The sequence below is a fragment of the Pedobacter immunditicola genome (assembly GCF_037482985.1).
GTDB lineage: Bacteria > Bacteroidota > Bacteroidia > Sphingobacteriales > Sphingobacteriaceae > Pedobacter > Pedobacter immunditicola.
Map to the genome: position 1 here is coordinate 81,539 of NZ_JBBHKC010000001.1, position 23,119 is coordinate 104,657.

Annotated in this window: 21 protein-coding genes; 9 read left to right on the top strand and 12 right to left on the bottom strand. The window is 42.1% G+C overall.

Annotated elements, in window-relative coordinates:
* Window positions 1-14: 14 nt before the first annotated feature.
* Together hppD and WG905_RS00330 are read right to left on the bottom strand one after the other, a co-directional pair.
* Complete coding sequence (gene hppD, locus WG905_RS00325) at window positions 15-1,145, bottom strand: 4-hydroxyphenylpyruvate dioxygenase (protein WP_339589689.1); 1,131 nt, start codon at window positions 1,143-1,145, stop codon at window positions 15-17.
* Between the two features lie 53 nt (window positions 1,146-1,198).
* Window positions 1,199-2,365, bottom strand: coding sequence for a homogentisate 1,2-dioxygenase (locus tag WG905_RS00330; protein ID WP_339589690.1), 1,167 nt, complete (start codon window positions 2,363-2,365; stop codon window positions 1,199-1,201).
* Between the two features lie 346 nt (window positions 2,366-2,711).
* Here WG905_RS00330 and WG905_RS00335 point away from each other — a divergent pair, with 346 nt between their 5' ends.
* Window positions 2,712-3,728 (top strand): fumarylacetoacetate hydrolase family protein, encoded by a 1,017-nt coding sequence (locus WG905_RS00335; RefSeq protein WP_339589691.1) that lies wholly within the window; start codon window positions 2,712-2,714, stop codon window positions 3,726-3,728.
* Entirely contained in the window at window positions 3,706-4,599 is an 894-nt protein-coding gene (locus WG905_RS00340) for a flavin reductase family protein (protein ID WP_339589692.1), read from the top strand. Before WG905_RS00335 ends, WG905_RS00340 begins: the two co-directional genes overlap by 23 nt.
* 13 nt (window positions 4,600-4,612) lie before the next feature.
* On the opposite strand, the gene WG905_RS00345 is transcribed toward WG905_RS00340, so the two are convergent.
* The 3 genes from WG905_RS00345 to WG905_RS00355 are packed head-to-tail and all read right to left on the bottom strand — an operon-like array spanning window position 4,613 to window position 7,656.
* Window positions 4,613-5,128: a C40 family peptidase gene (locus WG905_RS00345; protein WP_339589693.1), complete on the bottom strand. Its 516-nt coding sequence runs from the start codon at window positions 5,126-5,128 to the stop codon at window positions 4,613-4,615.
* A 38-nt stretch (window positions 5,129-5,166) separates the two neighbouring features.
* Entirely contained in the window at window positions 5,167-5,868 is a 702-nt protein-coding gene (locus WG905_RS00350) for an SDR family NAD(P)-dependent oxidoreductase (RefSeq protein ID WP_339589694.1), read from the bottom strand.
* Window positions 5,869-7,656, bottom strand: a complete 1,788-nt coding sequence (locus tag WG905_RS00355; RefSeq protein WP_339589695.1) for an aromatic amino acid hydroxylase — start codon at window positions 7,654-7,656, stop codon at window positions 5,869-5,871.
* Window positions 7,657-7,947: 291 nt separating this feature from the next.
* On the opposite strand from WG905_RS00355, the gene WG905_RS00360 reads away from it, so the two are divergent.
* Both WG905_RS00360 and WG905_RS00365 read left to right on the top strand, forming a co-directional pair.
* Window positions 7,948-8,268, top strand: a complete 321-nt coding sequence (locus WG905_RS00360; protein WP_339589696.1) for a helix-turn-helix domain-containing protein — start codon at window positions 7,948-7,950, stop codon at window positions 8,266-8,268.
* On the top strand, window positions 8,252-8,605 hold the full coding sequence (locus tag WG905_RS00365; protein WP_339589697.1) for a helix-turn-helix domain-containing protein: 354 nt from the start codon (window positions 8,252-8,254) through the stop codon (window positions 8,603-8,605). The genes WG905_RS00360 and WG905_RS00365 overlap by 17 nt, the downstream gene beginning before the upstream one ends.
* Here WG905_RS00365 and WG905_RS00370 read toward each other — a convergent pair.
* From WG905_RS00370 to WG905_RS00385, 4 genes are all read right to left on the bottom strand, one after another.
* The gene (locus WG905_RS00370; RefSeq protein ID WP_339589698.1) at window positions 8,602-9,075 is read right to left on the bottom strand and encodes a GtrA family protein; all 474 of its coding nucleotides are present in this window, start codon (window positions 9,073-9,075) and stop codon (window positions 8,602-8,604) included. The two genes, WG905_RS00365 and WG905_RS00370, sit on opposite strands and share 4 nt — an antisense overlap.
* 19 nt (window positions 9,076-9,094) lie before the next feature.
* The gene (locus WG905_RS00375) at window positions 9,095-9,811 is read right to left on the bottom strand and encodes a CAP domain-containing protein (protein WP_339589699.1); all 717 of its coding nucleotides are present in this window, start codon (window positions 9,809-9,811) and stop codon (window positions 9,095-9,097) included.
* 14 nt (window positions 9,812-9,825) lie between these two features.
* On the bottom strand, window positions 9,826-10,455 hold the full coding sequence (locus WG905_RS00380) for a DUF4142 domain-containing protein (RefSeq protein ID WP_339589700.1): 630 nt from the start codon (window positions 10,453-10,455) through the stop codon (window positions 9,826-9,828).
* Window positions 10,456-10,723: 268 nt separating this feature from the next.
* Window positions 10,724-12,205: a glycine--tRNA ligase gene (locus WG905_RS00385; RefSeq protein WP_339589701.1), complete on the bottom strand. Its 1,482-nt coding sequence runs from the start codon at window positions 12,203-12,205 to the stop codon at window positions 10,724-10,726.
* 144 nt (window positions 12,206-12,349) lie between these two features.
* Here WG905_RS00385 and WG905_RS00390 point away from each other — a divergent pair, with 144 nt between their 5' ends.
* The 4 genes from WG905_RS00390 (at window position 12,350) to WG905_RS00405 (ending at window position 16,305) form a co-directional block, all read left to right on the top strand.
* Window positions 12,350-12,874 carry an outer membrane beta-barrel protein gene (locus WG905_RS00390; protein WP_339589702.1) on the top strand — a complete coding sequence of 175 codons (525 nt, stop codon included), beginning with the start codon at window positions 12,350-12,352 and terminating at the stop codon, window positions 12,872-12,874.
* A gap of 440 nt (window positions 12,875-13,314) precedes the next feature.
* Window positions 13,315-14,439 (top strand): DNA polymerase III subunit beta, encoded by a 1,125-nt coding sequence (gene dnaN, locus WG905_RS00395; protein WP_339589703.1) that lies wholly within the window; start codon window positions 13,315-13,317, stop codon window positions 14,437-14,439.
* Window positions 14,440-14,514: 75 nt separating this feature from the next.
* Window positions 14,515-15,186 (top strand): DedA family protein, encoded by a 672-nt coding sequence (locus WG905_RS00400; protein WP_339589704.1) that lies wholly within the window; start codon window positions 14,515-14,517, stop codon window positions 15,184-15,186.
* Window positions 15,187-15,297: 111 nt separating this feature from the next.
* A complete protein-coding gene (locus WG905_RS00405) occupies window positions 15,298-16,305 on the top strand; it encodes a hypothetical protein (RefSeq protein ID WP_339589705.1) in 1,008 nt (335 codons plus the stop codon).
* 3 nt (window positions 16,306-16,308) lie between these two features.
* Here the strand turns inward: WG905_RS00405 and WG905_RS00410 are convergent, their stop codons facing one another.
* Window positions 16,309-17,280, bottom strand: coding sequence for a YpdA family putative bacillithiol disulfide reductase (locus WG905_RS00410; protein ID WP_339589706.1), 972 nt, complete (start codon window positions 17,278-17,280; stop codon window positions 16,309-16,311).
* Between the two features lie 313 nt (window positions 17,281-17,593).
* Here WG905_RS00410 and WG905_RS00415 point away from each other — a divergent pair, with 313 nt between their 5' ends.
* On the top strand, window positions 17,594-20,149 hold the full coding sequence (locus WG905_RS00415; protein ID WP_339589707.1) for an adenosylcobalamin-dependent ribonucleoside-diphosphate reductase: 2,556 nt from the start codon (window positions 17,594-17,596) through the stop codon (window positions 20,147-20,149).
* Between the two features lie 111 nt (window positions 20,150-20,260).
* Here the strand turns inward: WG905_RS00415 and WG905_RS00420 are convergent, their stop codons facing one another.
* Both WG905_RS00420 and dnaK read right to left on the bottom strand, forming a co-directional pair.
* Window positions 20,261-21,217 carry a zinc dependent phospholipase C family protein gene (locus WG905_RS00420; protein ID WP_339589708.1) on the bottom strand — a complete coding sequence of 319 codons (957 nt, stop codon included), beginning with the start codon at window positions 21,215-21,217 and terminating at the stop codon, window positions 20,261-20,263.
* Window positions 21,218-21,256: 39 nt separating this feature from the next.
* The gene (gene dnaK, locus WG905_RS00425; RefSeq protein ID WP_339589709.1) at window positions 21,257-23,116 is read right to left on the bottom strand and encodes a molecular chaperone DnaK; all 1,860 of its coding nucleotides are present in this window, start codon (window positions 23,114-23,116) and stop codon (window positions 21,257-21,259) included.
* Window positions 23,117-23,119: the final 3 nt, after the last annotated feature.

Sequence of the window (23,119 nt, forward strand, 5' to 3'; positions counted from 1 at the left end):
GATAACCGCTGATCTTACAAATTGCCCCTTAGTTCCTGCTCCCTTTCCAGTGATTCAAAAAGTGCTTTAAAATTACCGGCACCAAACGACTGCGCACCTTTTCTTTGTATGACTTCAAAGAATAGCGTAGGCCGGTCTTCCACAGGTTTAGTGAATATTTGCAACAGGTAACCCTCTTCATCACGGTCGACCAGGATGCCCAATTCTTTTATTTTCTCCACATCCTCATCGATATGGCCAACACGCTCGGGCATCATGTTGTAATAAGTTACTGGTGGGGGACTTAAAAATTCTACCCCTCTTGATTTAAGTGCGGTTACAGTTTCTAAAATATTGTTGCAAGCCAATGCAATATGCTGTACACCTTCGCCTTCATAAAATTCCAGGTACTCCTCAATCTGAGATTTCTTTTTCCCCTCAGCAGGTTCATTGATCGGAAATTTAGAATAACCGTTTCCGTTGCTCATCACCTTACTCATCAAGGCAGAGTATTCTGTGTTGATTTGTTTGTCATCAAAAGTAAGAATGTTCACAAAGCCCATCACATCCTCATACCATTTTACAGTGGGGTTCATCCTGTTCCAGCCCACATTACCAACGCAATGGTCAATATATAATAAGCCGGTTTCAGCCGGATGATATTCACTCTCCCAGGCGCGGTATCCCGGTAAAAAAGACCCGTGATAATTCTTCCGTTCAATAAACAGATGCACGGTTTCGCCATAAGTGTATATTCCTGAAAGTCGTGCCTCACCAAACTCGTCAGTTTGTGTGACCGGCTCCAGGTAAGGTTTGGCTCCGCGGCGGGTAGTTTCTTCAAAAGCACCATAAGCATCATCAACCCATAACGCTAAAACCTTGACGCCATCGCCATGTAATTTTACATGTTCTGCGATACCACTGTCGGATTTTAAAGCTGTTGTTAATACCAGGCGGATCTTGCCCTGCTGCAAAACATAAGATGCCCTGTCGCGCAACCCCGTTTCTGGTCCGGCATAGGCCAGTGACTGGAAGCCGAAAGCAGTTTTATAGAAATGTGCAGCCTGCTTTGCATTGCCCACATACAATTCAATATGATCAGTACCGTTAATTGGCAGAAAGTCCTTTGCTTTGGAGATCTTTTCCGCAAATGTTTGTGTTGACATGACTTTTTAATTTTAATGAAGCGTTAGTTTTTCAGTTTTTTTATCTCGCCAGCTTATTCAATATTAATCTGCCAGCTCTTGTGGTAACTCTCATCTTCTATAGCAAGTGCATCCTCGGTTAACATCAGCGGACGGAAGGGATCGATCATAACCGCCAGTTCATCTGTTCTCTCTTTTCCGATGGATTTCTCCACTGTACCCGGGTGCGGGCCATGAGGAATGCCACCGGGATGCAAGGTGATTTGTCCTTTTACCACACTTTTTCGGCTCATGAAATCGCCATCAACATAATAGAGCACTTCATCACTATCCACATTACTGTGGTTATAAGGCGCAGGTATCGACAAAGGATGGTAATCATATTTACGGGGCACAAAAGAGCAGATCACGAAGTTATGTCCTTCGAAGGTCTGGTGTACGGGTGGGGGCTGGTGTAAGCGGCCGGTGATGGGTTCGAAATCGTGGATAGAGAAGGCCCAGGGATAATGGAAGCCATCCCAGCCTATAAAGTCAAACGGATGGGTGCCATAGGTATAAGGGTAAATGATATCTTGTTTTTTGATCAGCACTTTGAAATCGCCAAACTCATCATTTGTTTCCAGGTCCGCAGGGCGCCTGATATCCCGCTCACAATAAGGTGAATGTTCCATCAGCTGACCATATTCATTGCGGTAACGTTTAGGGCTCCTGATCGGGCTAAAACTCTCTACAATAAACAAGCGGTTATTTTCGTCATTAAATTCAAGCTGATAAATCGTACCGCGCGGTACCACTAAATAATCACCGTAGCCGAATTTAATCTTCCCATAGCCCGTTTTTAAAGTGCCGCTCCCTTCATGAATGAAGATGACTTCATCAGCCTGGCTGTTTTTATAAAAATAGCCTGTCATCGATTGCCGCGGCGCAGCGAGCGAAATGTGTAAGTCGCTGTTGACCAATACTGGTTTTCTACTCTGTAGGTAATCATCTTCAGGCTTGATGTTAAAACCAATTAAACTGGTATGGCGTAAATGCTTTTCGCGGGCAATTTTTGGAGCAACAGAATAGGGTTCTCCAAGTGATTTAACGATGGTGGGTGGGTGGGTGTGATAAACCAGAGAGTAGAGACTTGAGAAACCTTCTGTGGAAACCAATTCTTCTGCATATAATTCTCCATCAGGTTTGCGGAAAACGGTATGGCGTTTTTGAGGAATCAGTCCTAAAGTATGATAGATAGGCATAGCGTTAGGTGTTTGGTTAGTAGTGTTTATATTAGGGGTAACTATAAAAACGTGAAAACGTTTTTATAAAAAGCACGGTGGCGTAGCTCTATAAGGAATATTGCGCAAAAATGATTTTCGAAAGCATCGAATACCTGAAAGCAGCCAGTATTTCACTGGATATTTGCTTTTGGTAAGTGATTTGTTTTCGTGTCATAATTGCCTTACTAAGTAACGAAATTATCTTCATCATAACAAATCTATTATCTGCGCCGAAAACTGTTTGCTTTTTTAACCGGGTTTGAGTTTAATTTATCTAGCTTTGAAGAAGGAGATGAAATTCCTGGGCACCTAAATCAATTAAATTATGAAACTAGTATCTTATAAAACGGAAGACATAGAACATCTTGGGGTTTATGTAAACGGGCATATTTATAATTTGAATTCCTGCGACAAGCAGTTACCAGATCAAATGAATGCTTTTCTACAAGGTGGCGAGGTATTGATGGAAAGGGCGCAGAAAATTGATGCACAAATCAAAGCCCGAGCGATACAACCGAAAATAGAAGTATTCTTCGAAATCATTGCCCCTGTGCCTCATCCTGCTTCCTGTCGTGATGCTTATGCCTTCCGCCAGCATGTTGAAGCAGCACGCCGCAACCGCAGAATGGAAATGATTCCAGAATTTGATCAATACCCCGTATTTTATTTTACCAACCATAATGCGATACAGGGGCCGGGAGAAATTGAATGCATGCCTGATCACTTTCAGCAACTTGATTTTGAACTTGAAATAGCCGCAGTTATCGGCAAAAAGGGCCGTAATGTTACTGCTGCCGAAGCCGATGATTATATCGCTGGCTTCATGATCATGAACGATCTGAGCGCGAGGACTTTACAGATGGAAGAAATGCGACTCAACTTAGGTCCTGCAAAAGGGAAAGATTTCTCTACCGCTATTGGTCCCTGGCTGGTAACACCGGATGAACTCGAGCCTTATAAAACAGCGCCAAAACCCGGGCATACAGGCAATGCCTATAATTTAAAGATGACCTGTACCGTCAATGGCGTTGAAGTCTCAGCTGGAAATGCTGCGGATATGGACTGGACCTTCGCAGAGATCATTGAGCGTTGTGCTTATGGCGTTGATATTTTACCTGGTGATGTGATCGGGTCAGGTACTGTTGGAACCGGTTGTTTCTTAGAACTGAATGGAACGGGACTGCTTCATGATGAAAATTACCAGCCGCAGTGGCTTCAGGACGGTGATGAAGTAGAAATGGAAATCACTGGTTTGGGCCGTTTGATCAACATCATTAAAAAAGCAGACGCTGATTTTTCTTTACTTGCACTCAAAAAACATGCTGACTTTAAACACAGCTGATCTTAGTCCGGCGCAATTGCAGAATTACATGCAGTATGCCATTGCGCCGCGGCCCATCTGCTTTGCCAGCACCATAGACCAGGCTGGAAATATCAATTTAAGTCCCTTTAGCTTTTTCAATATGTTCAGCACTAATCCACCGCTGGTCATATTTTCTCCTGCAAGACGGGTGCGCGACAATACGACCAAACATACCCTGCAGAATATTTTAGAAGTGAAGGAATGTGTGATCAATATTGTTAACTACGCCATGGTACAACAAACCAGCCTGGCGAGTACAGAGTATGCCAGGGGTGTGAACGAATTTGAGAAAGCTGGCTTCACCATGCAAGCTTCACAAATGGTGAAACCACCAAGGGTTGCTGAGGCGCCGGTTCAAATGGAATGCATCGTAAGAGAGGTGATTCATTTAGGCGAAAATCCCGGTGCCGGAAACTTGATTCTGGCAGAAGTTAAACTGATCCATATCAAGGAAGAAATACTGGATGAAACGGGTAAAATCGACCAGGCAAAAATCGACCTGGTGGCACGTTTAGGGGGCGACTGGTACTGCAGGGTAACGCCGGAGAATCTTTTTAAAGTACCCAAGCCATTGACTACATTAGGGATTGGTGTAGATGCATTGCCTTCCGGGGTGAGAAATTCTTACGTGCTGAGTGGAAATGACCTGGGCATGCTGGGGAATATAGCGCACTTCCCTGAGGCCGAGCAGATAGCAGAAATCCGCAATGATGCCGAAGTGAAAGAAATATTGGATGCCACCATTGGCGATGCCAACAACCGCCAGCGGGAATTACATGAGCTGGCGAAGCTATGGCTCCGGCAGGGTAAATTTGACGAAGCGCTTAAGGTCCTGTTACTAGAAAGCTAAAAATTTAAAAACATTAAATGATGCTCACCGCCTTCATAAACCTGCTTTTATAATAAGCATTCATTTCCGTAATGGTAACGCCATTTGCCTTTCCAGAGCTGGAATGGATAAATTTAATGCCTTCTTCATCAACTGCATAAACAATGCCTACATGGCCTATAGCGCGAACCTTTGGGTTTGAACCCGTAAATATCAGTACATCGCCTACCTTGGTATTTTTAAGACTAACAGGCTTGCCCGCCGTCGTGAACTCACCAGAAGATCGTGGTACAGCGATACCAAAGTTTTCAAATACATAATTCACAAAACCTGAGCAGTCGAAACCTTTTTCAGGGCTGCTCGAAGCGTAACGGTAGGGAATGCCAATCAGTGTTTTAGCAAAACTGATCAATGCAGTGGCTTGTTGTGCTGGTAATTCCAGTGCCAGCATTTGTATTTTTTCCTTGAATTTTAAAGGAACAGCAGTTTGGGATTTTCCTGGTAAAGCAAACAGAAATACTAAGCAAAAAAACAGAAGGACTTTGTTCATACGGGGCTAAAGATATAAAAAAAAATGTAACCGCCTTTTTAAGGGGTGGTTACAGCTACTGGCAATATCTTTCCGTTAAAAAACTGATGGCCAGTTCGGGCAAAGTCTGCAATATATTTCCCCATTTCAAAAGCCATTACGGGCGACTGGTAACCAGGGAAAGCTTTTTCCAGCATCTCCGTTTGCGCAGAACCTAAAGCCAGGCAGTTCACCTTAATGCCTTTGTCGGCAAGCTCAAAAGCCAGGCATTCTGTTAAAGCATGTAAAGCGGCTTTGCTTGAGGAATAAGCAGCCAGGCCGGGGAATTTTACGCTGCCCTGGAAACCACCCATGCTGCCGATGTTCACAATATGAGCGCCGCTTTCCATCAGGGGTACAACATTTTTAATCATATTGAAATGGCCTACCACATTGCTTTGCAGCATGTTTGTCAGATCTGCTGTCGTGGTGTCCATAAATGATTTATTAATCAGGGCCCCGGCATTATTGATCAGGATATCAACATGTCCTAAGCGGGACTCTAAAAAAGGGATCAACGCTGCGTAATCATCATTAACGATGTCAAATTCAACAGGTAATAAAGTACACTCGGGATTAAGGCTCCTGGCAATTTCCAGTAATTTTCTCAATTTATCGGCAGAGCGCGCTATGCAGACTACTTTATTTTCGGTTTTTAAAGCAAATTCCAATGCGGCTTCAAAGCCTACGCCACTACTGGCACCAGTAAGTATAATATTCATTTATAAATCTTCTTCTGTAATTAATTGTGTAACAGGATGTTCTATAACATATAGGCCATCAGTGATCAGCTTTTTGTATGCTACTTGTTTTTCAGCTTTCTGCTGCAAATATAGCCGGATTTCTGTTTCCAGCTCAGGGAATAATTTTCTGTGAAAAACAATCTCAAGGATTTCAAGCGCACAAAGCCAGTCGGCCGGATAATCCTGCTGTAAATATTTGAATAAGGCGGGAAGTTCTCCTTCACCTTGTTCCTGCTCCCTTACCGAACGAACTTTTGCATAAATTTTATGCAGGTTTTGTGTAGCCTCATCGTATACGATCTTTTCTGTGTGCTTCGTACTCACATAGGTGTTTTCTTCAAAAGCGTCCTTATCTGCCGCACCATTAAAGACAGAAACGATCTTTTCCCCAACAGCCATGTCATAGGTGCCCCATTCAGGCTGGAACAACACATTGCCATCGCTTTCACGTACGGTGCAATCTTCCATCACTATCAAAATCGTTTTTTCTTCATGTCGCAAGATCCGGGTCACCCGGCCCTTCACATGTATTCCACTTTCGAAGGTAAAATCTGCTTTTTTACCTTCAGCAATGCCCAAGGTTGTTAACTCATCGGCACTGAATTCTTCCAGTGGCTTATCTGCATCCTTGAGTTTACCAACGGGAGATGAAAATCCATCTTTATGGTAAAACTTACTATGCCCTTCCAATTGTTTTGCAGCTGCGGCCAATGCTGTGCCGCCCGTAGTTTTAAGGAAACTCAGCTGGCCGGAAGCATCAACCCCCATTGTTGTAAATATTCCCGACACCTGTAAGCCTGAACTGTAGACAGCGGTAGCTACATTTTTGCAGTCAATGGCTTTTTTAATGCTTTCCGCGCCACCGCGCCTGAAGGCCATGGTATCTGCAAATTGTTCAAGCACATCAATCAGGTTTTGGAAGGTTTCCGTTACAAAAAGATAGGGCTGCGGTTTAGTGATGTCGTAGTTATAATTAATGGCGTCAATGGTGTATGGAATTTTCTTCACCTCCGGATTGCGGCAGCTTGCGCTCTCACCGATCGAGGAAAGTAGCCCCGCCCCATAAATTTTAGGGTCATCAAGACTGCCGATCAGGCCATATTCTACCGTCCACCAATGTAAGCGGCTTAACAAAGCCATTTCAGAAGGTTCACCAAGGTTCTCTGCAAGGTGTTGTAAATTTGCTTCTGCTTTTTCAATTTCAAGGGGATTGACACCTATAGCTTCTTTTAAAATGGATAGGTGTCGAATCGCTTCATATAACTCAAAATCACGGGCAGAGAACATCGCTTTTGTGCCAATAGATCCAAAATAGCTGAGGTAATTGTTATAATCAGGGTCAGCAATAATAGGGGCATGGCCTGCAGACTCATGAATGATATCTGGTGCAGGTGTGTATTCAATATGGTTGATTTGACGGATGTCTGCAGCAATGACCAAAACCCGGTAAGCCTGGTATTCCATGAAAGCCGACGGAGGTATAAAACCATCAACGGTTACGGCACCCCAGCCCAGCTTTCCGAGGTTGTCATTCATGTTTTGCAGATCTGGTATGCGCTCAATGCTTAAGCCTGCACGCTGTAAACCCTTGATGTAAGGGTAATAAGCGACCTGTTTAAGGTAGCTGTAGTTCTGTCTCATCACATAGCGCCAAACCGCCTGGTCGATTGGAGTATATTTTTCATAATGTTGATCTACAATAAATTGCCTCAGGTGTTTTGGCAATTTCGCTACTTGTGGATTATTGAAATCATTAAAATTGCTCATCTTGTCGCCCTTTTTTCCATGAAATATACCTGGTTATGTAAAGTTAATCAAAATTATTCTAGTTGAAATGAAACCATCTTAAGCTTACAGACTATAAATAAAATGAAAGAATTATAGACAGATGAAAACCCGGGCAACAATATCACTATCCAAATAATGATTTAAAAGGCATATAAAATTATTATTCTGAAATATTAATTATTTTCTTTTATAAAATAAATTCAATACTTTGGTTAATCAAAATTTGATGTTAATTTTGATCACCGACCAACCAAAAAAACTGAAGAACCAATGAAAAAAATTCTATCTAAAATCGCTGCCTTGCGGATGAAAAGGGGGCTCGGCAGGGGCAACCTGGCCAGCATCATCAATGTGAATACCAACACCTATACCAAAATGGAGAAGGGTGTTTACGTGGTCAGCATTCCGCGCCTGTACGAAATTGCTGATGCTCTAAATGTAAAATGTGATGCCTTATTGGATAATGACGATCCGGAAGCTGAATACCTGGAAGAACAGTACAGGAAAGCGCAGCAAAAACTGCAGGAGTGTCATCAAATGATTATTTCAGAACAAGGTAAATTAATCGAATTACATGAAAAACTTAAGTAATATCCATCAGGCAGCGGCATCTGTAAAGCTTTTAAGAGAAACTCATTCTTATGAAAAAGAACAAATAGCAGTTCTTCTTGGGCTGAACGTCAAAGAGTATGGTAAATTAGAGCGTGGAAGCAGGGCACTTAACCTGGCGCATTTGTGCATCCTTGCTGATTTTTATAATGTGCGCAGAAGCGTTATTCTCGATTATGGCAATCCGGAAAGTCAGGATACCAATGAGGCTATTCAGGATACCTTAGCCCAGCTGGAAACTTCAACGAAATGGCTAAAAGAAATCCAGGATAAGATAGCGGTATTGCAAATGAAATTAAATAAAAAGAAATCTGCTTAATTTTTTACTTTGAAAGAAAAGTGCTTTTGGGAAAAGTAGCTGAATAGCGCCAAAACCACTGTTGTAAGAAACTTTGCAATGGTTGGATAGAAGCCAAAAGCCTCAATAAGCACTTTTAAAAAAGCATAGTTCAACAGGATATTGGTGAGGACGACTGAGCCATACCTGAATAACTGCACCCTTCCCTTTAGGTTTGATTTCGTAAATACAAGGTATTTATTGAGTGTAAAACCTATGGTAAAGGTAATAAGTGACTCGATGGCTAAAGCTGCAATTGGCGCCGTAACCAGTAAAGAACCAACCTGTACATCCTGTTGTTTCAAAATGAGGTTATATACCAGGAAATATACAAAAACGCCTGTTGCCGAAGTAGCGCTGCCCGAGGCAAGGTACCTGAAAGTGTGCAGGGATAGCCAGGAGGAAAATGGTGGATAGAAGAAATCTATAAGCTTTAAAAGGGCTTTGCGCATGGTTAAACTTTGGGCAAAGTTAATTTTTTAGTTTTGGAATGCCAACAAAATTGATAGTCGCCGAGTATTTATACGTAGGATGGTTCTGTATGCTGACCCCTACCATGTTTAATCCGTTGCTGGTATTCAACATATTTTTACGGTGCCCAAGATCCGGCACCCCTTTGTCCAGTAAAAGCATACAGACATTGTCAAGGCCCTTAACAAACCCAAAAGCCAGGTTCTCTGCCATGGCATTATTCGGGTAGTATTTCGCGATTCTATCCTGCGGGCTACGTCCGTCGGAAGAGTTGTGGCCGGCAATATCATGACGGTTCATGTCCTTACCATGCTGCAAGGCTACATAAGTTAACGTTTCATCAGGGTAATAAAGTCCGTAGTTCTTTACCTTTTTAAGATCTATTTCCAGTCCGCGGTAATAACGATCGTACTCATTAATTTTAAGCTCTTCGTAATTACTGTATTTTTTCATTCGCTGGTTGTGCTCTTTCACAAATGCTTTGAAATAAGTATTGAAAAACTTCGAACCATCCATGCGGATCAGGTTCATATAGAATATAATGCGCTGTTCCTCCAGGCTAAGGTATTCAATATCTTTGGCGGTATTAGCCAAAGATAGCTCTTCCTCGCTCCACTTTTCATTCGCTAAGGTAGAGGTGTTTTCAACAACCGGCCTCACTTTTTCGGGCAATGGCAACACAGGCAAGGCCAGAAACAAGGCTAAAATCAATTTCATGAACTAAGTAACGCTTAATTAGGCTTTTTAGCATCCCGCTCCACATTGGAGTTGTCCTGGCCCATGTTCACTTTTTCTTTATGCAGGCTGTCGTTTAAAGTATTTGCCGCTTTATAATGACTTTCTAAAACCGGGATGGTGTTTGCAGCAAAGGCTTTAATGTCAGGATCTTCAAATTGTGCGGCCTTTCTGAAAAGTTCAAGTGTTTTGATGTGATCACTCACCATCATCTCCATGTACTGCCTGTCTAAACCTTTATCAGAAAATTCTCCCAGGGCATCCAGGTGTTTTTGCTGTTCTTCAGGAAACGTTGCAGGTAGCTGCAAGCCTTTGTTGGTCGCCAACTTTTGCAGTGCCGCATTGGCTTTGGCATGATCGCTTACCATCATTTTCGCAAATTCTTTTACTTTAGCGTTTTTAGACTTCTGCAGGATGAGGTTAGCTGCTTCGACTTCCATCATGCCGCCTACACCTGCTTGCTGGATGAAACCGGTCTCATCGTCTTCAAGATCAGCTTTGCTGTTTGTACCAATGGTATCCAAAGTGGAGTCAGAAGCAAGGGTATTGGTGTTTTCTTTATTCTCTGAGCCCTGGCAGGCCTGCAGCAGGCAAAATCCGGTAAGGAGCAGTACAAATAACTTCATGGGTTTCATAAGCATCTCTGTTTTTAGTCGGTGAGCATACCTGCATGAGCTTGCAGGAATTGCATAAAACTTTTTTTTGGGTTGTAACAAAATATTGTTCCCAAAATCTAAACATTAAAACTTGCTAAATGGTTTTAAAGAAAAACTCGATAAAGATTTTTTTATCTATAGGTGGATGTCTAAGATAAAAAAGGTGAATAATAATAATAATAAAAACAAAGGCCGGCTAAATTTAGCCGGCCTTGTCATTTACTTCAAATGATCTTTTCTATTTCAGTAGATTTTTCCAGCTTACTTTGCTGCCGATCACAAAATTAAGTTCCTTTATTTCTATACGCTGTTGTTCCATGGTATCACGGTGGCGAATGGTTACCGTATCATCTTCCAGTGTCTGGTGATCGATGGTGATACAGAATGGTGTACCAATGGCATCATGCCTGCGGTAGCGTTTACCGATTGAATCTTTCTCCTCGTAAATGATATTGAAATCATATTTTAAGGCATCCATGATTTCCCTGGCTTTTTCCGGCAGACCATCTTTTTTAGTAAGAGGTAAAATTGCCGCTTTAATTGGTGCAAGGGCAGGGTGCAGGCGCAACAAAGTCCGGCTGTCTTTTTTATCCCCAACACTTAAATCTTCTTCCTCAAAAGCATTGATCAGGGTTAACAAGAACAAACGGTCGAGGCCAATAGAAGTTTCAATCACATAAGGGATATAATTTCCATAAGGCTTACCCTCTTCATTCAGGTCGTTATCGAAATACTGCATCTTTTTACCAGAAAACTCCTGGTGCTGCTTTAAATCAAAATCTGTACGGCTATGAATCCCTTCCACCTCTTTAAAACCAAAAGGAAAATCAAATTCAATATCCGTGGCGGCGTTGGCATAATGCGCCAGTTTAACATGGTCATGAAAGCGGTATTTTTCCGCTGAAGTACCCAGTGCTAAATGCCATTTCAAACGCGCTTCTTTCCAGTAGGCAAACCATTTCTGATCTTCACCCGGACGAACGAAGAATTGCATTTCCATTTGTTCAAACTCACGCATGCGCATGATAAACTGGCGGGCAATTACTTCATTACGGAAAGCTTTACCGATCTGGGCAATTCCAAAAGGGATTTTCATCCTTCCGGATTTCTGTACGTTTAAGAAGTTCACAAATATACCCTGTGCTGTTTCCGGACGAAGATAAACTTCATCAGATCCCTCTGCCATGGCACCAAACTGTGTGCTGAACATCAGGTTAAACTGGCGTACTTCAGTCCAGTTTTTTGTGCCGCTCACCGGGCAAACGATATTGTGTTCTTCAATGATCGCCTTTAAACGGGGAAGATCTTCTGCTTTCAAAGCATCATCCATATCTGCCTGCAATGTTGCGGCTTTATCTGTTTTGCCGTCTTTTTCATAACGGCTAATTTTATCTTCAATTAACTGGTCGGCACGGTAACGTTTGTTAGAATCCTTGTTGTCAATCATCGGATCATTAAAACCATCTACGTGACCGCTGGCTTTCCACACTTTCGGGTGCATGAAAATTGCAGAATCTATGCCTACAATGTTTTCATGCATTTGTACCATGGCCTTCCACCAGTAGGTTTTTAAATTGTTTTTTAGCTCGGCACCCAGTTGCCCATAGTCATAAACGGCACTTAGTCCATCATAAATTTCGCTGCTTTGAAATACAAATCCATATTCTTTAGCGTGGGATATTACATTTTTGAATTGTTCGTCGTTGTTAGTTTTGGCCATAGTATCGCAAATATAACAAGTTGATCATAATATCATTGTTTATTTTAGTTTTGAAAAACATTTGACTACAATCTATGGATTGGCTACATTTTTGCTTATGGAGGATTGATGGTGCTATTGCCATTGATATTTAAAATTTAGGTTATGAAAAAATTACTTTTACTTACTGCAATTTGTGGCTTTTTATCGTTCTCCAGCGCTTATGCGCAAAAAGATCCGGCTATGACTGGTCCGAAATTAGGTGTAGGGGTGGAGTTTGGATTACCTGTAGGTGATTTTGGAGACGTTTTTAATTTAGGTGTAGGTGGATCATTGGTTTACCAGCACCCGATAGCTGCTAACTTGAACTTTACAGGTAGTGCAGGATATATCAATTTCTCTAATGAAGATAACGCATTAGTTGATGTCAATCTTGCTGCCATACCGGTTAAAGCTGGTATCAGGTATTTCTTTGCAGAAAACTTTTACGGAGGTGCTGAACTAGGTGCAGCATTTTATACAGGTGATGCCAGCGGAACTGCTTTCGCTTACTCACCAGGTATCGGTGTAGAATTTCCAGTAGCAGATAAAGCAGCCATTGACTTAGGTGTACGCTATGAAGGCTGGTCGAGAGATGGCCATACCAATTCTTTCATTGGTATCAGAGCTGCTTTTAACTTTGGTTTGTAGACTATAAATCTTATTCAATTGATAAGCCCGTCTCCTAAAATAGGATGGCGGGCTTATTTTGTTTTGCTGTATACTTGCAGGACATTAAAGGACCGCTAAACAACTCGTTGATATCCGCCCGCACCTGGCAGGGTATTAAACCGGCTCTCCTAGCTGATTTCCGGTACGAGGTCGGTAGCAGGTCCGGGTTTGTCCGGCTTTATTTTCTATTATACACCTGGTTTACTTCAACGCTTCATCAATTCTTTTATGAGGGGACATTAATGTCTCTTTAAAGATTTCTTGAACGCATCAATGTTAATTGGCGGTTAAGCTGCGGTATATTTTTGGCGCGAGTATGCCTTAAAAAGAAACGAGTTTGAATTTTTATCAACATTATTGAGGTAAATCTACGTATGCAAGGTTATTTTTATATTTTTGAGAATTGACAAGATCATATTATGAGATTTATAGTTTCCACTTCAACACTGTTAAAACATTTACAAACGGTTAATGGTGCTTCCAGCAGCAGTACTGTTTTGCCGATATTGGAAAACTTCCTTTTCGAGATTAAAGAAGGCAACCTGACCATTTCTGCAACGGATCTCCAGACCAGCATGACCACCTCTTTACCGGTTGAGTCTAAAGAAGACGGTAAAGTAGCTGTACCAGCAAAAATCTTATTAGATACTTTAAAAACCCTTCCCGATCAGCCTATATCATTCAATATTGATAACAACACTTTCTCTATTGAGATTAGTGCAGGTGAAGGAAAATATAAATTGAGTGGTGAAAACGGAGATGATTTTCCGAAAATACCTGTTGTAGAAAATGCTTCTTCGGTAAGCTTGCCTGCATCTGTATTAAGTGAAGCGATTACCAAAACTATTTTTGCCGTAAGTAACGATGAACTGCGACCAGCAATGACCGGGGTATTTTGCCAACTGTCTGACCAGTTCATTACTTTTGTAGCTACTGATGCCCATAAATTGGTTAGATACAGACGTATGGATAGCAAGGCTGATAAAACAGCTTCCTTTATTTTGCCTAAAAAAGCATTAACCTTGTTGAAAGCGGCGCTGCCGACAGGAGATATCAATGTGGCTGTGGATTACAATGCCACCAGCGCATTCTTTAAATTCGACAATATTAACCTGGTATGCCGTTTAATCGATGAACGTTATCCTGATTATGAAGCCGTCATTCCTGCTAACAATCCCAATAAATTAGTGATTGACCGTGCCCTGTTCTTAAATACTTTAAGAAGGGTGGTGATCTTCGCCAATAAAACTACTCACCAGGTACGCTTAAAGATCAATGGCAGTGAGTTAAATATCTCTTCTGAGGACTTAGATTTTGCAAATGAGGCTCATGAGCGTTTGAGCTGTCAATACCAAGGGGAGGATCTTGAAATTGGCTTTAATGCCAGGTTCCTGATCGAAATGTTGAGTAACCTCAGCGGTGAAGAAGTTACTTTAGAGCTTTCTACACCTAATCGTGCAGGCTTACTGATCCCTCAAACAAATGATGAAAACGAAAACGTACTGATGCTGGTGATGCCAGTTATGCTGAATAATTATAATTAAAATGACATTACACGGGTTAAAAACATCATGGTATTTAACATGATATTTTTATTTTTGTACCTTAAATAAAAGATATTGGAATTTTTCTCAGCACTCGTAGACTTTATCCTTCATATTGACAAACATTTGGAGGATATTATCCAGAATTATCAAACCTGGACTTATTTTATTCTTTTCCTGATTATTTTCGCAGAAACTGGTTTTGTGGTGACGCCATTTTTACCTGGTGATTCGCTTTTATTTGCCATGGGCACCCTGATTGCTGGTGGAAATACAGGTCTTAACATCTGGGTAATGGTCGCAGTTTTAATTGTAGCTGCCATACTCGGAAATACCTTAAATTATAAGCTGGGGAGTATTCTCGGTGTCAAGGTGTTTAAGGAAGATAATAAGATCCTGAAACTCGAATATTATTACCAATCACAGGAATTCTTTGAAAAACATGGCGGCAAAGCCATTATTTTCAGCAGATTCCTGCCTATTTTCAGAACAATAGCACCTTTTGTAGCTGGTATCGCTAAAATGCCTTTCGGCAGATATACCTATTATAATATAGTTGGTGGGTTTGCCTGGATCATAAGTTTAACGTTGGGTGGTTATTTCATCGGGCAGATTCCGATTGTTAAAAACAACTTTGATATTGTGATTATTACCATTGCCGTGGTAACTTTTGTTCCTGCAGTATGGGCTGCTGTTAAATCAAAAATGGCCAAAAAAGCAGAGAAAGAAGAAGAAAAAGTAGTGTAATAAATTGTTATCAGTCTTATAAAAAAAGACCTTATCAATCAAATGATAGGGTCTTTTTTTATATACTAGTTTTCCATTTAAGTCGTTAATACACCTGATTAAGGGCGAATTATGATGCAAACCCTCCTATTCATTAGCATACTTTTATTTTCCTTTACCACTTACGGCCAAAGTTCCTCACTTGATGACGCTGACCTTTTCAAGCCTGCCGGGTACTACATTGCTGCAGTGGCCGACGAAAGGGCAGAAACAAAGCCTGTAGCCGAGGGAATCAACCTGGCTTCCGTCAGCCAGTACTTTGTAAAGCATGTGCAAAAGAACACTTCGCAAGCTCCTGTGGTCATTACAATTAAAAATTTAACACGCACGGAAATCCCTTATGGTGATGGAGTGGATGGGCGGATTGCATTACATTTAGCCTTTGGCCTGGAGAAAAATTATGGTGTAGAGCACCTCACCGACTATCGTGGGGCATTGAATTATAAAAGAAGCGCTGGAAACAGGGCTGCCATGGAGCGCGATTTGCGGAGTATCCTTAGGGCGAGCCTGGTTTATTTCAATGACTGGATTCAATCCAATTCGGATTCCAACAGGAAGCTAGCCAAAAATGTGAAGATCAGCTTTACAGATTACACAGAAGACCTGGAAGGAGATACCCTCTATTATTCGGCTAAAAGACCTTTAACCTGGTCAGATTTTCAATCCAGAAACCGGCCCAGCAGCAAGTTTATGGCTGTAGTGATGCCAAGCCTGGGTTATACGCAGGAAGCGAAGCTAATTAATGGTACCATCCATGTGAAGATTGCCATGAAGGCTTTCCTGCCCAAGAGTGCCTGCTACGCCGATGTGACCGGCAGGAATGCTTATACCTTAAACCATGAGCAAAGGCATTTTGATATCGTAAAAATAATCAGCGAACAGTTTAAGCAAAAGATCCTCGCTAAACCTTTAACACCTGATACCTTTGAGGCCATCATCAATATTCAATACCTTGATTCTTTCCGTGACATGAATGCGATGCAGAAGGCTTACGACAAGGAAACAAGTAATGGCATGAACCGGTTTGCCCAGGAAGAATGGAACCAACGTATCGACAAGGAATTAAAGTCTTTTAAATAGGCGCTATTTGACCGGCTGAAGCATACAATTTCTGATGATCTTGACCGCATGTTCTCTCGAATTTTCGATAAACCACAAATGGGTATCCATGCCGCCACAAACCACCCCAGCCAGGTAAAGTCCTTTTTGATTGGTTTCCATAGTTTCAGGATCATGCTCCGGGAGCAACTTTTCATCTTCAGAAAGTTTAACACCAAAATTCCTCAATAATTTAAAGTCAGGACGATAGCCCGTCAATGCCAGAACGAAATCGTTAGGTATAGTTACTAAACCATCAGGTGTTAATATATCAGCATCGAAAGGTCGGACTTCTGTGAGCGACGAATTAAAATAGGCCTTAATACTCCCTTCTTTAATTCTGTTGATGATATCAGGGCGCACCCAATATTTTACCCGCTGACTGATCTCCGTATCTCTCACGACCATCGTTACCCGTGCACCCTTTCTGTAGGTTTCCAGTGCCGCATCTACAGAGGAGTTGCTGGCGCCAACTACAATTACGTTTTGCATAGCGTAATAGTGGGGATCTTTATAGTAATGGGTTAGTTTGGAAAGGTGCTCGCCGGGGATATTCATGGTATTGGGAATATCGTAAAAGCCCGTGGAAATGATCACATTTCTTGCCTGGTATTGCCCTTTAGAAGTGCTGATGTGATAAACATCTGCTATTTTCTCTACCTGTTCAACCGTCTCAAATAGGCGTACCTTCAAGCTGAATTTAAGCGCCACCCGACGGTAATATTCCAATGCTTCTGCACGTGTGGGTTTGATATTGGTGGATACAAAGGGTACGCCTCCAATTTCCAGTTTCTCGGAAGTAGAGAAAAAGGTCATGTTCTTTGGGTAGTTGAACAGGGAATTAACCAGACAGCCTTTCTCAACAATTGCATAAGTTAACCCTGCTTGTTGTGCCTCTATACCACAGGCCAGACCGATTGGCCCTCCACCAATTACAAAAACATCTAAAACATCCATTCGGGCTAATTTAATAAATTTTCATTATTTAAACCGCCGGCTTGTGTAGGTGTAATGCCATTTTCGGGTGCAGTAGTCAATGTTACGCTGCTTCCCCGGAGCTAAAGCCTTGATAGCAATGCGCTTAGGGTAAATTTCACACCTCATGTCTTCGTTGTGTTTTAAAATTTGTAAACATTTTGGGGTTGTGGAAAATGTATTTTGTTGATATTCAGAATTTTACACTAAATTAATGAAAACTTTATTTTTATTCCACTGTTCCGAGTTTTCAAATAAGTACTTTTGTTCTTTATAAAAATTCAATAAAATATTCATGAAAGTTGTAAATCAATCTGAAATTCAGGCTACTTATACTGCTGATGAAGCATATAACGCATCGCTGGATTACTTCAAAGGTGATGATCTTGCTGCACGTGTTTGGGTAAATAAGTATGCACTGAAAGATTCTTTTGGTGCTATTTTTGAGAAAACGCCTGACGACATGCACAGGCGTATCGCACGTGAGATTGCGCGCATTGAGGAACGGTATGCAAATCCCCTCAGTGAAGATGACATATTCGAGTTGATCCGCAATTTTAAATATATCATTCCCCAAGGAAGCCCGATGACAGGTATTGGTAATCCTTACCAGATCGCTTCCTTGTCCAACTGTTTTGTAATTGGTAATCCGGGGGATTCTGATTCCTACGGGGGAATCATGAAAATTGACCAGGAGCAGGTTCAGCTGATGAAAAGAAGAGGCGGCGTAGGTCATGACCTTTCTCACATTCGTCCGAAAGGTTCACCTGTTAAAAACTCTGCTTTAACTTCTACAGGTATTGTTCCTTTTATGGAACGCTATTCTAATTCTACCCGTGAGGTAGCGCAGGATGGAAGAAGGGGTGCGTTGATGCTTTCAGTAGCGATTAAACATCCTGATGCTGAAGATTTTATCAATGCCAAGCTGGAACAGGGTAAGGTAACCGGTGCCAATGTGTCTGTACGCATTGACGATGAGTTCATGAGGGCTGTTCAATCCGGGCAGACTTACCAGCAACAGTATCCAATAGACAGTAAAGATCCTTTATACACAAAAAATATAGACCCATTAGCCTTATGGGAAAAAATTGTTCATAATGCATGGCGTTCTGCAGAACCGGGCATTTTGTTCTGGGATACCATCATCAAGGAATCTGTTCCTGATTGTTATTCAGACTTGGGTTATAAAACAGTTTCTACAAATCCTTGTGGCGAAATACCTTTATGTCCATATGATTCCTGCCGCCTGCTGGCCATTAACTTATTCTCTTATGTAGAGCAGCCCTTTACTGCTGAGGCTTATTTTAATTGGGAGTTGTTTAAAAAACATATCCATGTTGCGCAACGGATCATGGATGATATCATTGACCTTGAACTCGAGAAAATCGATGCCATTTTACAAAAGATTGCAGAAGATCCGGAAGATGAAGAGGTGAAACGTACAGAGCACAACCTATGGCTTAATATCAAGACTAAAGCTAACGAAGGAAGAAGGACCGGTATAGGCATTACTGCTGAAGGCGATATGCTTGCTGCTTTGGGTTTGCGTTACGGAAGTGATGAGGGTGCTGACTTTTCAGTTGAAGTACATAAAATCATTGCGCTGGAGGCTTACAGGGCATCGGTTATCGCAGCAAAAGAACGTGGCCCTTTCGCCATTTTTGATGCAGAAAGAGAAAAAAACAATCCTTTCATCCTTCGTTTAAAAGAGGCTGATCCTGAACTTTATTTCCAGATGCTTGAACATGGCAGAAGAAATATTGCCCTGCTGACCATCGCACCAACAGGTACCACCAGCCTGATGTCGCAAACAAGTTCTGGTATTGAACCTGTATTTATGCCTGTTTACAAAAGAAGAAGAAAAGTGAATCCAAATGATAAGGATGCACGGGTTGATTTTGTTGATGAGGTGGGTGATTCATGGGAGGAATATATTGTTTTTCACCATGGTTTTAAACTGTGGATGGAGATCAATGGCCATGACCTGACTAAAAATTATGGTCAGAAAGAGTTGGACCTGTTGGTTAAACAGTCGCCATACTATAAAGCAACCAGTAACGATGTAGATTACCTTAAAAAGGTAAAAATGCAGGGCAGGATCCAGAAATGGGTTGACCATTCGATCAGCGTGACCATTAACATGCCTGCTGATGTAACCGAAGAACTGGTTGGTGAATTGTATATGGAGGCTTGGGAAGCGGGATGTAAAGGGGTAACAGTTTACCGTGATGGTTCGCGTTCAGGTGTGCTTATCGCTAATACGGAAACACCGCCAAAAGCTGAAGAAACCAGTGCCAGCACTAATTTCCCTACACAAAGACCAATCATTTTAGAAGCAGATGTTGTCCGTTTCCAGAATAACAGAGATAAATGGATTGCTTTTATTGGCCTCATTGATGGAAAACCTTACGAAATCTTTACCGGGTTTTCTGATGATGAAGATGGCATCCTGATCCCTAGATGGGTGAACGATGGCCTGATCATCAAAAACAGAGAGGCTGACGGCAGCTCTCGTTATGACTTCCAATACCAAAATAAACGTGGTCACAAGACTACGATTGAAGGTTTGTCTTATAAATTTAACCCAGAATACTGGAACTATGCGAAACTGATTTCCAGTACGCTGAGACACGGTATGGCGATAGAGAAAGTTGTTGACCTGATTAACAGTCTACAATTGGATGAGTCTATCAATACCTGGAAAAATGGTGTTGCAAGGGCCTTGAAACGTTATGTTCCTGATGGTACCGAGGCAAAGAAACAGAAATGTCAGAACTGTAATTCAACGAACCTGCTTTACCAGGAAGGTTGCCTGACTTGTAAAGATTGCGGCTCGTCTAAATGCGGGTAATTTTTTAGTCGTCATCCTGAATCCATCGTCATCCCGGACCCCGTTCGGGGATCTATTTTAAGGATGATATAAACATAAAACAGGCTGTATCAACATGGTTGGTGCAGCCTTTTAATCTTCCCTTCCTATAATTTTCCCTTGTTTAAACTTCTCCTCTTGTTGCCGGCTTTCCTGCTTTTCGGCAGCATTGAGTTCTACTTTCTTTAAATTTTCTAATGATGGCTGCCCTGCATCAACCCAGGCAGAATACCAATAGGCACCCGTTAATAAAATGGCTGCACGCATTTGCTTTTCCACCATGTTGTTCATGGCCTCATGGTAGGCTTTGGAATAGCCTTCTGAATATTGCCTTTGTAAGACATGGTTTCTTTTTGAATAACTGTATTTGCGGTAAAGTGGGAAACTGGCATGGAGCCTTGCCTCCAGGGTGAGTACAGAATCTACGAGGAGGTGTGTATGTGTGATTATTTTCCAGGCTTCTTTCAGCGGGTCGTCCAGATAAGGTGCCCTGCCGACCACAAAATTATATTTATCTGCAAATAACTCCGGCAGCCTGCTTTCCCAGAAAGCATGAAGGCCAAGCTGATTGCTGAGTTGTCCGTTATGGTTATGTGTTGTGTGTAATGGTACATGTGCATCGGCAATGTAATGGCCAAGGGCAGCAGAATTGGTTAGAATTCTGATGGAGTCTTTTTGTTTAAAAGCGTTTACCAACTGAAAATAGCTGCGTTGAATATGCCAGGGGAGGATGCCGTTTTCGTTTAGCTTTTTAAGCCCGTACTTTTTAACGGCATCGTCCCATTTCCTGGGGATGCTGTCGATGTGCAGCTCGTAAAGTTCTACATCAAGGTAATGCCGGGGTGCTTCTGCCGTGTCTGCATAACGGCGTTTATCGGGATCTACGGCATGATCGCTTAAATAAGCAATGTTGGCCTTGTAAAACCTTCCCGGTCCGGCAGGCAGAGTGAAAACGGCCAGGCGGTTAATACGCATGTGTGCATAAAACCCCCAGGAGCTTAAGGTAAGAAGGAGTATAAAAAGCAAAACGTAAATCAAGGTGACCTTCATTTACGTAAAGCTATATTAAAGACCAGTTGCGGTGGTTATTTAATCAATACTTTTGCCTTTCATGGCTTTACCTACAGCGATGTCCATCAATCGTTCTGCAAAAGGACGGGTAAACTCATTCAGCTCATCAGCCTTCTTCAAAATCAGATCTTTGTCTCCGCTTTGCAGGGCTTCCTTTAAAGCATCAACATAAACAAGGGTATCTTTTATTTCTTCTGCGGTGAGCACCTCTCCGTTTTTAGTAACGAAACGTTCGACGGTATAAACCAGTTGCTCACCCTCACTTCGGGCTTCGATCAGCATGCGTTGGGCAACATCACTCTTGGCGTAAGTGATACTGTCGACCAGCATTTTTTCTACCGTATCATCCGTTAAGCCAAATGATGGCGTGATTTCTATTTCCTGTTTAACACCCGAGCGCAATTCAACCGCCTGAACGGTTAAAATACCATCAGCATTCAGCAAGAAATTGATGTCCACTTTCGGTAAACCTGCAGGCATGGCTGGTATCCCCTTAAGGTCAAACTCAGCAAGCTTACGGTTTTCGTGAACCAGGTCACGTTCACCCTGGTAAACCGCAATCTTCATGTTTACTTGTCCGTCGATCGAAGTGGTGTATTGGCGACCTGCTTTAGTAGGCACCTTAGTGTTTCTCGGAATAATGACATCCATTAAACCACCCATGGTTTCTATACCTAAAGAGAGGGGGGTAACATCTAATAAAAGGATATCTGAACGGTTACCGGCAAGGATATCTGCCTGTATGGCGGCACCAAGTGCAACAACTTCATCAGGATTGATCTGGTCATGCGGCTCACGGCCAAAGAAATCGGTCACTTGTTTTTTTACATAAGGGGTTCTGGTAGAACCGCCCACTAAAACAACCTCATCTATGTCGGCAGTACTTAATTTGGCATCTTTCAGGGCCTGTACACAAGCGTTCAGCGTTTCCTGCACCTTCGCCTGGATCAGTTCCTCGAAAGTGATTTTGGTGATGCTGCACCAAATCTCGCCCAGCTTTTCATTGTAAATATTTTGTGTGCTGAGGGCAACTTTGGCTTCTTCTGCTTTGAGGCGAAGTTGCTGCATAAAACCAGGATCTGCTTCCAACTCAGCTTCACTTAAATTATTTTTTTCAATCCAGTAATGTACAATGGCGCGGTCAAAATCATCACCCCCTAAAAAGGTGTTTCCATGCGTAGACAACACTTCAAAGATTCCGTTTTGTATCGCTAATATAGAGACATCAAATGTGCCGCCACCTAAATCGTAAACTGCAATTGTTTTATGTTCTGTAGGGTTCAGGCCGATGCCATAAGCCAGACTGGCTGCCGTAGGTTCGTTAACGATCCGGAGCACATCAAGTCCTGCAAGTTTTCCGGCGTCACGGGTGGCCTGGCGCTGACTGTCGTTAAAATAGGCAGGGACAGTGATCACAGCCCTGTTGACAGGGGTTTTCAGCGTGTGCTCTGCACGTGCTTTTAATTCTTTTAATATCTCTGCTGATAATTCAATAGGGGTATAAAAGCGGTTTCCTGCTTTGATTTTTACCAGTGAATCATTGTCGTCATCATCGATGATCTTATAGGAGAAAGTATCCTGATGAGCAGCCACATCTTTATAAGAGCGGCCAAGGAGTCTTTTTACCGAAAAAATGGTGTTCTCAGGGTCTGTAGTTAAAAATTCTTTGGCTTCATTACCAACCAGTGCATCGCCAAGTTCATTGAAGTGAACCACAGAAGGAACTAGCAGTCCTCTGCCCAAATCATTAATGACCTGTGGGTTTTTATCCGGATTAATAAAGGCAACCAGGCTATTGGTGGTTCCTAAATCAATACCGACGATGATTTCTTCTTGTTGTAATGATCCCGTTCCGAGGTTAATGGATATTTTTGCCATAGT

Bases quoted from the DNA above. Each gene is read 5' to 3' on its own strand.
- hppD (WP_339589689.1), bottom strand. From the start codon at position 1,145: ATGTCAACACAAACATTTGCGGAAAAGATCTCCAAAGCAAAGGACTTT.
- WG905_RS00330 (WP_339589690.1), bottom strand. From the start codon at position 2,365: ATGCCTATCTATCATACTTTAGGACTGATTCCTCAAAAACGCCATACC.
- WG905_RS00335 (WP_339589691.1), top strand. From the start codon at position 2,712: ATGAAACTAGTATCTTATAAAACGGAAGACATAGAACATCTTGGGGTT.
- WG905_RS00340 (WP_339589692.1), top strand. From the start codon at position 3,706: ATGCTGACTTTAAACACAGCTGATCTTAGTCCGGCGCAATTGCAGAAT.
- WG905_RS00345 (WP_339589693.1), bottom strand. From the start codon at position 5,128: ATGAACAAAGTCCTTCTGTTTTTTTGCTTAGTATTTCTGTTTGCTTTA.
- WG905_RS00350 (WP_339589694.1), bottom strand. From the start codon at position 5,868: ATGAATATTATACTTACTGGTGCCAGTAGTGGCGTAGGCTTTGAAGCC.
- WG905_RS00355 (WP_339589695.1), bottom strand. From the start codon at position 7,656: ATGAGCAATTTTAATGATTTCAATAATCCACAAGTAGCGAAATTGCCA.
- WG905_RS00360 (WP_339589696.1), top strand. From the start codon at position 7,948: ATGAAAAAAATTCTATCTAAAATCGCTGCCTTGCGGATGAAAAGGGGG.
- WG905_RS00365 (WP_339589697.1), top strand. From the start codon at position 8,252: ATGAAAAACTTAAGTAATATCCATCAGGCAGCGGCATCTGTAAAGCTT.
- WG905_RS00370 (WP_339589698.1), bottom strand. From the start codon at position 9,075: ATGCGCAAAGCCCTTTTAAAGCTTATAGATTTCTTCTATCCACCATTT.
- WG905_RS00375 (WP_339589699.1), bottom strand. From the start codon at position 9,811: ATGAAATTGATTTTAGCCTTGTTTCTGGCCTTGCCTGTGTTGCCATTG.
- WG905_RS00380 (WP_339589700.1), bottom strand. From the start codon at position 10,455: ATGAAGTTATTTGTACTGCTCCTTACCGGATTTTGCCTGCTGCAGGCC.
- WG905_RS00385 (WP_339589701.1), bottom strand. From the start codon at position 12,205: ATGGCCAAAACTAACAACGACGAACAATTCAAAAATGTAATATCCCAC.
- WG905_RS00390 (WP_339589702.1), top strand. From the start codon at position 12,350: ATGAAAAAATTACTTTTACTTACTGCAATTTGTGGCTTTTTATCGTTC.
- dnaN (WP_339589703.1), top strand. From the start codon at position 13,315: ATGAGATTTATAGTTTCCACTTCAACACTGTTAAAACATTTACAAACG.
- WG905_RS00405 (WP_339589705.1), top strand. From the start codon at position 15,298: ATGATGCAAACCCTCCTATTCATTAGCATACTTTTATTTTCCTTTACC.
- WG905_RS00410 (WP_339589706.1), bottom strand. From the start codon at position 17,280: ATGGATGTTTTAGATGTTTTTGTAATTGGTGGAGGGCCAATCGGTCTG.
- WG905_RS00415 (WP_339589707.1), top strand. From the start codon at position 17,594: ATGAAAGTTGTAAATCAATCTGAAATTCAGGCTACTTATACTGCTGAT.
- WG905_RS00420 (WP_339589708.1), bottom strand. From the start codon at position 21,217: ATGAAGGTCACCTTGATTTACGTTTTGCTTTTTATACTCCTTCTTACC.
- dnaK (WP_339589709.1), bottom strand. From the start codon at position 23,116: ATGGCAAAAATATCCATTAACCTCGGAACGGGATCATTACAACAAGAA.